The organism is Aliiruegeria lutimaris, assembly GCF_900099935.1.
In the GTDB taxonomy this organism is placed as follows: Bacteria; Pseudomonadota; Alphaproteobacteria; order Rhodobacterales; family Rhodobacteraceae; genus Tropicimonas; species Tropicimonas lutimaris.
Map to the genome: position 1 here is coordinate 1 of NZ_FNEK01000047.1, position 12,632 is coordinate 12,632.

The 12,632-nt window shown below is 57.2% G+C and carries 10 protein-coding genes and 2 pseudogenes; 6 read left to right on the forward strand and 6 right to left on the reverse strand.

Annotation, left to right across the window (positions count from 1 at the left end):
• The 6 genes from BLR85_RS18685 to BLR85_RS29585 all read right to left on the reverse strand — a co-directional run.
• On the reverse strand, positions 1–287 hold a 287-nt coding region (locus BLR85_RS18685), incomplete at its 3' end, for a transposase (protein WP_139188450.1).
• Positions 288–406: 119 nt separating this feature from the next.
• Complete coding sequence (locus tag BLR85_RS18690; RefSeq protein WP_170844632.1) at positions 407–1,516, reverse strand: alginate O-acetyltransferase AlgX-related protein; 1,110 nt, start codon at positions 1,514–1,516, stop codon at positions 407–409.
• A gap of 1 nt (position 1,517) precedes the next feature.
• Positions 1,518–2,909 carry an MBOAT family O-acyltransferase gene (locus BLR85_RS18695; protein ID WP_093160439.1) on the reverse strand — a complete coding sequence of 464 codons (1,392 nt, stop codon included), beginning with the start codon at positions 2,907–2,909 and terminating at the stop codon, positions 1,518–1,520.
• 52 nt (positions 2,910–2,961) lie between these two features.
• Positions 2,962–4,824 carry a rhamnan synthesis F family protein gene (locus tag BLR85_RS18700; RefSeq protein WP_093160444.1) on the reverse strand — a complete coding sequence of 621 codons (1,863 nt, stop codon included), beginning with the start codon at positions 4,822–4,824 and terminating at the stop codon, positions 2,962–2,964.
• Positions 4,824–5,912, reverse strand: coding sequence for an NAD-dependent epimerase/dehydratase family protein (locus BLR85_RS18705; RefSeq protein ID WP_093160448.1), 1,089 nt, complete (start codon positions 5,910–5,912; stop codon positions 4,824–4,826). The genes BLR85_RS18700 and BLR85_RS18705 overlap by 1 nt, the downstream gene beginning before the upstream one ends.
• Before the next feature lie 166 nt (positions 5,913–6,078).
• Positions 6,079–6,348 (reverse strand): hypothetical protein, encoded by a 270-nt coding sequence (locus tag BLR85_RS29585; RefSeq protein WP_093160453.1) that lies wholly within the window; start codon positions 6,346–6,348, stop codon positions 6,079–6,081.
• Between the two features lie 56 nt (positions 6,349–6,404).
• Here BLR85_RS29585 and BLR85_RS18715 point away from each other — a divergent pair.
• From BLR85_RS18715 to BLR85_RS18740, 6 genes and pseudogenes are all read left to right on the forward strand, one after another.
• Positions 6,405–6,800: pseudogene (locus BLR85_RS18715) on the forward strand (transposase); the annotation flags it as partial.
• 158 nt (positions 6,801–6,958) lie between these two features.
• Positions 6,959–7,299: pseudogene (locus tag BLR85_RS29935) on the forward strand (transposase); the annotation flags it as partial.
• Between the two features lie 469 nt (positions 7,300–7,768).
• Positions 7,769–8,875 (forward strand): UDP-galactopyranose mutase, encoded by a 1,107-nt coding sequence (gene glf / locus BLR85_RS18725; protein ID WP_093160463.1) that lies wholly within the window; start codon positions 7,769–7,771, stop codon positions 8,873–8,875.
• Positions 8,876–8,954: 79 nt separating this feature from the next.
• Complete coding sequence (locus BLR85_RS18730; RefSeq protein WP_093160467.1) at positions 8,955–10,523, forward strand: hypothetical protein; 1,569 nt, start codon at positions 8,955–8,957, stop codon at positions 10,521–10,523.
• Positions 10,520–11,266: a hypothetical protein gene (locus BLR85_RS18735; RefSeq protein ID WP_139188451.1), complete on the forward strand. Its 747-nt coding sequence runs from the start codon at positions 10,520–10,522 to the stop codon at positions 11,264–11,266. Before BLR85_RS18730 ends, BLR85_RS18735 begins: the two co-directional genes overlap by 4 nt.
• Before the next feature lie 252 nt (positions 11,267–11,518).
• Positions 11,519–12,517 carry a BMP family protein gene (locus BLR85_RS18740; protein WP_093160477.1) on the forward strand — a complete coding sequence of 333 codons (999 nt, stop codon included), beginning with the start codon at positions 11,519–11,521 and terminating at the stop codon, positions 12,515–12,517.
• Positions 12,518–12,632 lie beyond the last annotated feature (115 nt).

Sequence of the window (12,632 nt, forward strand, 5' to 3'; positions counted from 1 at the left end):
TAGGTCGCGTCGATCATGATCGTCTTCCGATCCGTTCCCTCCGAAGCCAACCCCACCATGATCCGGGCGAATACGCCCATGTCGCTCCACCGCTTCCAACGGTTGTAGAGTGTCTTCGGTGGGCCGTATTCCTTCGGCGCATCAGACCATCGCAAGCCGTTGCGATTGATGAAGATAATGCCACTCAGAACACGCCTGTCATCGACACGTGGCTTGCCATGGCTCTTCGGAAAGTTAGGTCGGAGCCGCGCCATTTGTTCGTCAGTCAGCCAGAAAAGATTGCTCATCACGCCCCCTGAAGTTTGGGAGCTTGAATCAAGATCACGCGGAGACCGCAACCAAATTAATGGGTCCAGAGCCTAGGCGATCCAGCCAGATCTAAGAAAATGTTTTTGTTATGTTGTAATTATTGTGACGCTCGAAGTGTCTCATGCAGAACCCACGCAGGAATTTCCCAGTCGACAAACTCGAAGATTACGAAGTCTGGCTGAAATTCTTCTATCGCGGCGCGATTGTACTTGCCGTGACCGTGGTGAGACCATCGGACTTCCCCGAAAACGGAACCCCAGTAGGGTCGAAACAAATCATAGGTGAAACTGTCGCCGATAATCAGGAGGCGGGGTTTTCGAGAGTGCCCAACCTGTTTTGTGTCATAGCTGACAATATAGGAATCCATTGAAACGTGATCGTCGATCTCATTGAATTCTAACTCGGCAACACCAAAAGCGGTCATGTCGAGAATCGGTAGCGATTCGCTTTCGGCAGCTTCGCTGAGACCCGAGAACTGGTCGAGAACACCAAAAAAACTTCCCTCCTCGAAACCTTGTAAAAGATTCATTGGCGCAGGCAGGTCTGCAGCGAGACCTAGCTGAACTATAGCATCGTAAAAGGCGATATATGCTCCGAACTCATTCCAATGTGTGTCGCGTTTAAAATAAAGCGGCGTGGCATCAAGATCAAAATTTTTGAAAAGCAAGTAAGGATCGCTCAAAGGAACACCCAAACTACCGATTTCATGTACGATAGCGCGCTGTTCGCTCCTTTCGGTATCTTCTGCTCTAGCCCAACGCGGCAATTTCGCATTATAAACGGCATGCTTGTTGGGCACAGGAATAGCAATAAAATGCGCGCCGACACTAGTGGCCAAGTCTTGGGCCTCCTGCACGTAGCGAGTCATGTTGGTAACGCGCCAAGGCAGGAATTCACGCCCACTGTTCCGATCAATCACAGAGGGCGCATTATAGAACAACCAACCCTCGCTCCCTGCAATAACCAATGAGTTTCCGCCGCCATTCAGGGTCTTGTCGACGGATCTCTTGACCTCAATCATTTGGTTACGCAGCCCAATATTGTCAGATACGAAAGCATCAACCTCGGAAAAGAAAACATCCAATTCGGACAAAGTCCCCGGAACGTTTGGGAACTTCTTTCGAACTCGATTTTCCATACTTAGATCGCTACCGAAGAGGCCTGCGATTACGGGAATAACCAAAATGATGAGAAGCAATCTATCCATATCAGAACCGGAAGTACAAGAATGGACTATAGGTGCTGTTGGCAACATAGATCATGCAGATTACCAAAAGAATAGTGAACCATAGGTTCGATAACCAGCCGATTCGGTTCAGACGTTTCCAGATCCGGTCACGCTGCGCGCGCGGGGTCAGTCCGAAGAATAGACCCACACCGAATATCACTAAAATTTCGTTGGAGATGCTGGAGTAGAACTCGGGTGAGATCACGCCGTCCCCATCCATTCCAAACATGCCGCCAATATAGGTGGTGGCATCTCCCAAGGTTGCGGCACGAAAGAATACCCAACCCAGTAGGACCACAAGAAGCGTGTAGATCCGCGCTACCAGTACCTGGCGCGGCCTGCCAAAGAATCGCTCCAATACTAGAAAGCTTCCGTGCCACATTCCCCAAACGACGAAGTTCCAGGCAGCACCATGCCAAATTCCAGTGGCGAGGAATACGATCAACAAGTTCGCAATGGTGCGTGTTTGTCCGTGCCGGTTGCCTCCTAGCGGGATATACACGTAGTCGCGGAACCAACTCGACAGCGATATGTGCCAGCGGCGCCAGAATTCAGTAATGGATTGAGATACATAAGGGTCGCGAAAGTTTGTCGGGAATTTGAAACCAAAAAACAGACCAAGCCCAATAGCCATATTGGAATAGCCCGCAAAGTCAAAGAAGATTTGCAAAGCATAGGCCGTCACGCCAAACCATGCTTCTCCCATGTCGAGCGCGGACCCCAGAGAGAACGCGTGATCCGCAATCGGCGCGACATTATCGGCGATGATTACCTTTGAAGCCAGTCCCAGAACAAATAGTTTGGCGCCAACTGAGCGGCGCAGAGGCGTATCAAGCCGTTTGCCCATTTGTGACACGACCGATCCCCAGCGGACGATCGGGCCCGCGATCAATTGCGGGAACAGGATGATATAAAGTGCAGTGCGCAACAGTGTTGGATGCTGGAATTTAGCTTCATCGCGGTGACGGCACACATCTACTAACTGAGAAATCGCTTGAAAGGTAAAGAACGAGATCCCTAGCGGCAAAGCAACTGTCAGTTCGGGCAGCAGGGTAATTCCCGCTGCATTTAAATTCTCCACCACGAAACCATAGTATTTGAAGAAAGCAAGCAGCGCCAATAGAGTCGTGACAGACAGCCCGAGCACGAGCTGGTGATGCGATTTGGCCCGCACCTGATAAACCGCACCCATATGAGTGACCGCAATGACAGTGAAAATGAGCGGGAGGTATTTTAACTCGCCCCAAGTATAAAAGATCACCGACGCGCAAAGTAACAGGACATTTCGTGCCTGTACCGTTTTCGTCAGGTAGCACCCCGCCAGGACCAGGGGCAGGAAAGCATACAGGAAAGAAGGGCTGCTAAACAACATTGGTCCGGGTCATATTCTCAATAGAGCTTTCTAGCGGCCACTTATATTGACTTCAGGGGCGCGGTTTTTTTTTCTTGTGTTTGATCCCCAGCGCTGCGCCAACCATTTTGACCGCAGGTCGGCAATATTCTTCGAACTGGCGCAGGGGACGTGGGGTTCGCAGACGGTATCGGCGTGATTCAGTTTTGCTTTCAACCAACCCCGACACGTAAGCCATCAAATTGCTATGTGGAGCGACCTTGCTCATCGGGAAATTGGAATACAGACTGTCCATCTTGTATTCCATCAAAGTTGTGCTCTGCGCCGCAACGAAATCGGGCCAGACGGTTGCTGACATGTAGCCACGGGACTGCGCCACATAGGTCATGGCGCGCTCTTGCCCATGGGCCAGTCCACCATCTAGGTGGTCCGGTTCTTTGTTGTATTGACAATATTGATACTGGTCGTCGAACATCGGACGAAGAGCATCCGGCCGGAACCAGTAAACCGTGCCGTAAGCCGCCAATGGCGAAAAAGGTTCTTCGGGAACAGTACAGTTCAAGTCTGCGAGAATCGTGGAAAAGACCGGACGGTTGTCGTACCAGGCATGCCCCATGGTGCGGTATCCAGTATGGATCATCGGCGCAAAAGCCATACCGACATGCGGGTGGGTGACGAGGAAATCCAATAAGTGCGAGGTATATGCACGATTGGCCAATACAGAATCGAAGATGAGATTCTTGAAGTATTTTCCCGTCGTAGGGTGGACCTGTGGCGACTTCTTGGAGTGCAGGCGGCAGATAAGGTCGTAGTTCTTATCCATCACCACGTCTTTAAGGTCGATATAGAGCGAGGACATGTCCCGGCCACGGTTTTCTCCTACGACGCGGATATCGGCCGTGATGCCAGCCTCAGCGCATTTTCCTTCCAGAACAGCCTTATTTTCTTCAGACGCAGTGGTCACGTAGAAATCGAAATCATGCGGGATATTGCTGACGCGAGCATATATCTCATCGAAAGCTTCGGGATAATAGATATGCGCACATGCAGCAATACGCAGAGACGAATCCCATTGGGGCGTATTGTTGTAAGCCTTGCTGTCAAAAGTGAATTGGTAAGCCAAATTGGTGTGCAGTGTACGAAGCGACGTAGTCTTTAGCAGGGCGTCCCAAAGGAGCCTTGTGGGGTAATCTGTAACTGACTCCAGATAAGGAATGACCCGTTCCAAGTTGATCTGGTACTCGTCCAGTAACGCCGGAGAACTGTGAAACGGATGCAACAGGAAGAACGGAGAGCGTCCCTTCTGGAGGGTCTCGTTCATTTCGAGAAATAGCGGGTAGATTGTCTCATAGTTCTCAGGCCGGATGAATGCATCAAGCGTGTAGCCGCGGCTTTGGAAATATGGAGCCAACTTGAAAGCATAATCCTGCCATACGCCGGATCCGTCGCTCTTGGGGCATTCATTGCTCCAGAAGTTCTCGAAATCGGCTGACCTCAAAACCCGGCTTCCAAAGCACAGATAGACACTGACCAGATTGTCGGGATCGCTTTCAACAGCCTTGCCATCGGTACGGCTACCCAGCGACCATAGATCCGCGCCGCGCTCCTCCATATGAGCGTAAACGTCCTCCACAGGGAAGACCGGCCCGACCAGATCATGATCCATCAATGTAAGGTCATCGAATTTCCGCACCTGGTCCCAGCCCAAGTGCTGCAGACCCTTCTGGTAACCCTCAAGATGGTGGTTAGGCGCCGTTTCCATTGGCAATAGATCGTCGCTAACCGTCTTCAGAATATCCAGCGTATCTGTCTCGGGAACATCGCTGCAAACCACCAGAATGTGGTCAAAGATCGGACGCAACTTTTCAAGACAGTGCAGCGCGTAGCCAGAAACGCCACCACGGCGCACCTCAAGGGTATAGATCAATCCGCGCATCACGCCTGATCCTCTTTGGCCCACTTGCTAAATTGTTCCAATCCTTGCTTGACGGAAACCTGCGGTGTCCAACCCAGCAAAGCCTGTGCTTTGCTGATATCGGCTATAGCATAACGGATGTCGCCTGCACGGAAGTTGCCCGTTATCTTTAGGCCATTGCGCTCATCACCGACCAGGTTGATCATCTCTTTCGCGACGTCGAGAATGGTGGCCGCCTCGCCGGCTCCGATGTCGACGATCTCGTCAGAGAAACTTTCGAGGGCCACAGTGCTGGCAAAAGCACGCACCACGTCATCCACATAGACGAAATCGCGGGTGATCTCGCCGTCCTCATAGATGTTGAGCGTTTTGCCTTGCATGATCTGGTCTGCAAAGATCGAGATGACGCCTGTATAAGGGTTCGACATCGATTGACCAGGGCCATAGACGTTTTGCAATCGTAGGATGCCGACTTCAGTCTGGGTACCCCAGAAGGCCTGAGTCAGAAGGTATTCCTGCATCAGTTTGGTTGAAGCATAAATCGAGGCCGGGGCTACTGGGCAGATATCGGCAGCGGTCGGCACGGGGGTCAAGCTTTCACCGCTGGCAGATTTTGGCTGAAAGTCACCCTTGGACAGGTCCTCGTTGGTTCGGGCCACTGCCGCAGTGGGGCGGCCTTCCATGTTCACGCAGGCACCTTCACCGTAGACGCTGCGCGAGCCCGCCAGGACGATACGGCGTACACTCCCCATCCCAAGCATTTCTGATGAACGCACAGATTCAATCAGATTTGTAGTACCGATGATGTTGACCTCGTTGTAGCGAGTCGGGTGGTCGAAAGACTGACCGGTGCCTGTCTCAGCTGCGAGGTGAAAGATGTAGTCGGGCGATGTCTCGGTCACGGCGCGCTGTATGTCATCGCGGGTACGAATATCTCCAACAATCAGTTTTGCGCCTGACGCTTTGGCGATACTGTAGTTTGTTTCATTCAGGAAGTGGACCTGCGGGTGCAGGGAATCGAAAATCGTGACGTCATGCCCAAGCTTTACTAGTTCAGCGCTAAGCCGCGAGCCAATGAACCCTGCTCCACCAGTGATCAAGATTTTCATGACTTTCTCCACATTTTTTGGCGTCAACACATCACTGGTACGTTAAAGTTTTGTTCGAATCGCATACCGAGTCGCTAGGCGTCTATAGCCAAAGAAACATCTGATCAAGGTCATGTCAGAAGAACTTAGCTTGCGGCGTTGGAAGGGATGTCTGTCTTCAGTTGGTTCAGGCAGTTGATCGTTTTTTCATACGGAGGCTCTGGCTCTTCTTTGGTTGACAATATGCGTTTTCAGTTTCGTGACGCAAGCGCCGCACGATCATGGTTTTCCGTTTAATCTCCTCTCGCTGTTTCAGGATCTGCTCGGTACGCCCGACGTAGACGTCAGCGGGTGTCAGGTTGCCGAGACTCTTGTGGTACCGGCGGGTAGTGCAGTACGCGACGAAAGCGCCGATCCGGCGCTCGAGATCGGCGGGCAAGAAGTAATGCTCAATCAAGACGCGGTTTTCATTGTCTGATGAGGGAGCCGCCAATCATTGCCCGGCAGGCGATGCACGGCATCGCTGCGAGGGGGCGCAAAGTGCATTTGGCAATGAGCACAGCCACCTCCGACCTGCGCGCCGTGGACTTCACCCCCAGCCGCGATGTCCGCTCTTATGGTTTGCAGGCAAACAACTGCATGGCAGTGGACAGTTCGATCTTGCCGGACCTTCTCGATCAGGTTCCACAAGACGAGCAGATCGGCACTGTGACAGCCGACCGTGCCCATGACACCCGCCGCTGCCAAACAACCATTATCGACCGGCAGGCCACTCCAATCATTCCGATCCGCAAGAACGGTCGGCTCAGGAAGGAAGATTGCCCGGCTGCGAAGATCAGGAACGAAACCCTGCGCGCCACCCGCCACTTTGGCCGCGCGTTCGGGAAGCGTTGGACCGGATACCATGCCATGCTGGACGCTCTTTCCGCGGATATGCGGTTTCGACTTTGGACTGCCCTCACTGAAGTGGCCCACCAGCTGGGGCAAGTTTACCCCGAAGATTGGATGACTAAGAGATGGCTGGGAAACGAGATAAGCCCGAGGACTTCTTATCGAAGTTGCGTTAGGTGGAAGTGCTGCAAGGGTAAGGAGTGACTGTTGCAGATGCGGTGCGCCAGATTGGCGTGACGCAGCAGACCTACTACCGCTGACGCAAGTTGTATGGCGGGATGGGGCGCGTACAACTGAAGCGGCTGAAAGAACTGGACAAGGAGACCCAGAGGCTCAGATGGGCTGTAGCTGATCTGACTCTGGACAAGCTGATCCTGGTGGAAGCCGCGCGGGTAAACTTCTGAGCCCTTCGCGTCGTCTCAAATGCATCGACCATGTGCGATAGGAATTGGGCGTATCAGAGCGTCGGACCTGTTGCACTCTGGGTCAGCACCGATCCACACAGCGCAAGGTTCCATGAGCCCGTCATGATGAGGGGCGTCTAACGGGCGACATCATCGAACTGGCGAGACAGGAGGTCAAACTGGTTTGACGCGCATTCCTCGGCAGGGATCCAGACGATAAAGAGCCGGATTGCCACGCGGAACGCTTTGAAAAGCCCAAGCGGGTTGTCGAGATCGGTTCGAGGTTCTTCCGATGCTGGCGGAGGGGGGGTATCGTCCACATACACGACATCTTCTGGCCGTCTGAGTATCCGGGTTTGTGGGCAGTGGAGGAGAACCGGTCCTGGAACGAACTCCATGGCGTCCGCGCTTTCCTGACGGATAATCCCAACTGGAAAATCTTGATGTTCGGAGACTACTTGGCCAAGACCGCCAAATCGCATGTCGACGCGACCTTACCCCGATTCCTCGACAACTCCAGCGGAAGCCTCTATCTGCGAAAGAAAATCTGTTAAGTTCTCGCTGGGAAAGGGAGATGACATCATGCGGATCGGAATGGCCGGTGCCGGCCTGTCTTGTGCGGTCATCGCGCGCGCCCTTGCCGAGGCCGGCCACGAGATCGAGATCCATGAGCAGCGCGACCACGTCGCCGGCAATTGCCATATGGAACGCGATGGCGAGACCGGTGTCTTCGTGCACGCCTATGGTCCACATATCTTCCACACCAATGACGAAGGGGTCTGGGACTACGTCAACCGCTTCGAACGCTTCCGGCCCTATACCAACCGGGTGAAGGCCACGACGCAGGGGCGGGTCTTTTCGTTGCCGATCAACCTGCTGACGATCAACCAGTTCTTCGGGCAGACGCTTTCGCCCGAAGAGGCACGCGCCTTCATCGCCGAGCGTGCCGACAGTTCCATCGAGGATCCGCAGAGCTTCGAGGAGCAGGCATTGCGCTTTATTGGGCAAGAGCTATACGAGGCGTTCTTCCTTGGCTACACGCGCAAACAATGGGGGCTGGAGCCGACCGAGATCCCGGCCAGCATCCTCAAGCGACTGCCGGTGCGGTTCAACTACAATGACGACTATTTCGAGCACCGCTTCCAGGGCATGCCCGAGGGCGGCTACACCGCGATGGTGGAGCGCATTCTGGATCACGACCGGATCCGGGTGGTGCTGAATTCCTCCCTCACGGCCGAGGATGTCGCCAGCTACGACCATGTCTTCTATTCCGGCCCGGTCGACGGCTATTTCGGCTACCGCCACGGGCGGCTTCAGTACCGCACGCTGGATTTCGAGCGTATCGAGGCCGAGGGCGACGTGCAGGGCTGCGCGGTGATGAACTACTGCGACGAGACGGTGCCCTGGACGCGGATCACCGAGCACAAGCATTTCGCGCCCTGGGAGAGCCACGAGGGCTCGATCCTGTTCCGCGAATTCAGCCGCGCCCGCGAGGTGGACGACATTCCCTATTACCCGGTGCATCTGGTCTCGGGCGACGAGACGCTCGAGCGGTATCAGGCGGCGGCCGAGAACGAGCCCAATGTGACATTTGTCGGCCGGCTCGGCACCTATCGCTACATGGACATGGATGTCACTATTCGCGCGGCACTGGACACGGTCCAGGCCTGGCTGACCGAACGGGCCTGAGGCGCTGTCGCGCTGGCTTCGTTCCGTGCCAGGTGATATGCGGTCTCCAAAGCGAATTGGCGGCAGGAAAGGCGGTCGGATGAAGTGGCAAAAGAGGAGCCTCGCACGGCGCAGCACGCTGTCCTTTCCCGCAATCGAGCAACTGATCTGCCAGCATGAGATCGTCCTGCTGCCGATTGTCGACGGGCTTTTGTGCTGGCGCCTGCGCGACGAGGCGGGGCTGTTCGACTGGCTGGAACGCCGACATCAGGCGGATGGTTTTGCACAGGCGCGGGCCAAGGCCGAGTGGCTTGCCCGCCGGCGGCCCGGGACGGGAGGCGACGCCCATGTCTCGCTGGCGCAGATCCACGATGTGCTGTCCGAACTCATGCCCGATTGCACAATCACCGCCGAGATCGAGCAGGAGGCCGCGGGCCGTTTCCTGCTTCCCGATCCGGCCACGCGCACTCTGCTGGAGACCGCGCGCGCGGCGGGCCTGCGCGGTGTCGGGCTGAATACCCATGCCTTGACGCGAGCGTTTCTCGAAGGCTTGCTGCAGCGGAACGAACTGGAGCTGGACGCGATCCACGAGCCGCAGACGTCGTCGGACAGGGCATCCTTTCTCGCCTCCATCGCGCCCTCGGAACAGGCGGATCCGGCTGTCATGCTGCATGTCGGCAGCAGCGAGAAGGCGGAGACCGAGGCCGTCACCCGCGCCGGCATGACCGCATTGGCCATGCGGACGCGCAGCGAGGACCTGCAGGACCATCCGCCAAGTTTCGCGGTGCCCGCCGAAGGGCCGGCCGCGGCTTTCATTACCGGGCAACTGGCGTTGATCACGCCCCTGTCGGAGGCCGAAGAGACCCCGCTCTACCAGCTCGGCTACCTTCTAGGCGGTCCGATCCTTCTGAGCTACTGCCTCGATCTGTTGCGGAGGCTCGGGTGTCCCGGCGACGGGTCGGTCGCTATTTCGGCTCAGGCGGCGCGGTTGGTCAGGGACGGGCTCGAAATCATGGGGGCCGCACAGGCCGCTCATTCCCGCCTTGTTATCGCCGATGGTATCGGTGGCGGGCATAGTGACGAAGGACCGGCGGGGTTCCTCGTCAACTGGTCCGAAATGGACGACGCTTCGGCGATGCTGCTGCAAGGTACCGAAATCCTCGATTTCCTCCTTTCCGAGGCACCGCAAATGCCCGGCGCCACCTCCGCCCGGCGTGCGGCGGGACAGCTGGACGCGCAGGGCGGTGCGCTCGACTTCCTGCGAAATTCCTCCCCGGACCTGGCCGATCTCGATGCCGAAGCTTTTCGCGCGACGAGCCGCGCGGCGCTGATGCGGCTTCTGTTGGCTCCGAACGAGCAGGAGCGTTACGCATTGGGAACCGTGCCAGTCTCGAAAAGCGAAACGCTCGCGGACAGCCTCGAACCCCGGCAGCCCGGGGCCAATACCGCGATCCCGCCCGAGACCGAGCTTCTGCGTCTTACCCAGACGTTGCGCGACCTGTTGCCCCGCGATCTCATGCGCCTCGCCGAGAGCGGAGAGCTTGCCGCGATCGACTGGCGCGAGGAGCTGCGCAAGAAGCCGTTCAAGATCGGCCGCTGGGCGACCTTGCGCCGCTACAGGCGCCGGATCGAGGATCGGCTCCGAAACCGTCAGGACGGCGGGGCTTGAGCGCAATGAGCGAAGGCACACCCGTTCGGCTGGCCGTTCCCTTCATCAACGAAGAGATGGTGGAGCGGTTTTTCCTCCGGAACCCGCATCTGCAGGGCGCGGACATCACGCCGCTCGACAACCGCGAACGCGGGGTGGGGCTGCCCGTGCTCTATAACGAATTCATCGCGGCCAATCTGGAGCGCGATGCGTGGCTGTTCTTCCTGCACGAGGATTTCGAGTTTCTCGGCCCGCTGCCGGAGCTGTCCGGTCTGCGGACCGAAGCGGTCTATGGCACTTTCGGCGCCCGGCTCGAGGGACGCAAACCGTGCATGTATGGCCGCCACACCTGTTCCAACAAGGATGGCAGCAATGCCCGCAAGACCGGGATCGAGATCGCGGCCCCGACATGGGTCGACACGCTGGACTGCCAGAGCATCCTGCTGCATAGCGCGATGCTGCGGGCGCATCCCGGGCTGCGTTTCGACGAGGGGTTGAGCTTCGACCTCTATGCCGAGGAATTCTGCCTGAACGCACAGGAGAATCACGGGCTTTCGGTGATGGTTCTGCCCGCGCGGTTCCAGCATTATTCCTATGGCCGGATCATCGAACGGTATCGCGAGGGGCTGGCGCATCTGGCCGAGCGATACCCCGACAGCGCGGTGCCGGGAACCTGCACCTTCATCGGCGGCCGTGCGGCGGAGCTGGAGGCGGGCTTCACCTATGACAACAAGGCGCTTCAGGCCGAGGCGGCGCGTCGGTAGCCGCAGGGTTGCGCCGCTTTGCGTGCCTGCCGGATTTTGCGGCATCTTGACGGGGCGTTGCCTTTCATGCCTGCTGGCTGCGTAAAGATTGGGCGGTGCCCGCCTAATAGTGTCGCAACCATGCGCTCTGCCCTGTTCGGGTGGCCGTGTTAGCGAATAAGCCGCAGCGAGGAATTGCCAAGGTTGCGAGCGGGCGCTCAGATCCACTCACACAAGGGTAAACCCAGACCCATCACGGAACAGGAGGTTCAGATGATCGATTTCACGTCCCGGATCGGAAGGCGTGCGCTGCTCGCCGGCGCGACGGCTTTGACGCTGGTTGCAACCAGCGGCGCGGCGCTTGCCGCCGACAAGGTGAAGGTCGCCGCGATCTTTACGCTGCCGGTCGAGCAGCAGTGGATCAGCCGCATTCACAAGGCGCTGAATACCGCCGCCGAGCGGGGAGATATCGAATATGTCTTCTCCGAGAACGTCTCCAATACCGACTATGAGCGCGTGATGCGCGAATATGCCGAAGCCGGCCACCAGTTGATCGTGGGCGAGGTCTTCGGGCTGGAGCGCGCGGCGCGCAAGGTCGCGGCTGACTATCCGGAGACCGGCTTCCTGATGGGTTCCTCCTTCGGGCCGGAAGCGCCGAACTTCTCCGCTTTCGACAACTATATTCACGAGCCCTCCTACCTGACCGGCATGATCGCCGGTGCGGCCACGGAATCCAACGTAATCGGCATGGTCGGCGGCTATGCCATCCCCGAGGTGAACCGCCTGATGAACGCCTTCATGGAGGGCGCGCGCGAGGTAAATCCCGAGGTCAAGTTCCTCGTGAACTTCATTGACAGCTGGTACGATCCGCCGAAGGCCAAAGAGAGCGCATTCGCCATGATGGATGCGGGCGCGGACGTGATGTATGCCGAGCGTTTCGGCGTGTCCGACGCCGCCGTCGAGCGTGGCGTAAAGGCCATCGGCAACGTGATCGACACCTCCGCCGACTACCCGGAAACGATCCTTGCCTCCGCAATCTGGCACATGGAAGCGACCATCGACACCGCGATCGCAAAGGTTGCCGATGGCAGCTACGAGGCCGCCGACTACGGCATCTATTCCTACATGGAACACGGTGGCGGCTCGATCGTGGCCGACGAGGCGCTGGTGCCGGCCGAGGTGATGGAAGCCGTGAAGGCCAAGGAAGCCGAGATCCTCTCGGGCGCCTTCACCGTCGAGGTGAACGACGAAGCCCCGGTTTCGGACATGTAAGCCTTCTGAACGACGCGAAAGCGCTCCGTTCAGAGACCAGGCCCGGCGGCACCGCCGGGTCGCGCCAGACCCTCCCCCCGGGTGGGCGCATTGCGACGGCTCAACCGGATCAGGC

Bases quoted from the DNA above. Each gene is read 5' to 3' on its own strand.
- BLR85_RS18695 (WP_093160439.1), bottom strand. From the start codon at position 2,909: ATGTTGTTTAGCAGCCCTTCTTTCCTGTATGCTTTCCTGCCCCTGGTC.
- BLR85_RS18730 (WP_093160467.1), top strand. From the start codon at position 8,955: ATGAAGTGGCAAAAGAGGAGCCTCGCACGGCGCAGCACGCTGTCCTTT.
- glf (WP_093160463.1), top strand. From the start codon at position 7,769: ATGCGGATCGGAATGGCCGGTGCCGGCCTGTCTTGTGCGGTCATCGCG.
- BLR85_RS18700 (WP_093160444.1), bottom strand. From the start codon at position 4,824: ATGCGCGGATTGATCTATACCCTTGAGGTGCGCCGTGGTGGCGTTTCT.
- BLR85_RS18740 (WP_093160477.1), top strand. From the start codon at position 11,519: ATGATCGATTTCACGTCCCGGATCGGAAGGCGTGCGCTGCTCGCCGGC.
- BLR85_RS18705 (WP_093160448.1), bottom strand. From the start codon at position 5,912: ATGAAAATCTTGATCACTGGTGGAGCAGGGTTCATTGGCTCGCGGCTT.
- BLR85_RS18690 (WP_170844632.1), bottom strand. From the start codon at position 1,516: ATGGATAGATTGCTTCTCATCATTTTGGTTATTCCCGTAATCGCAGGC.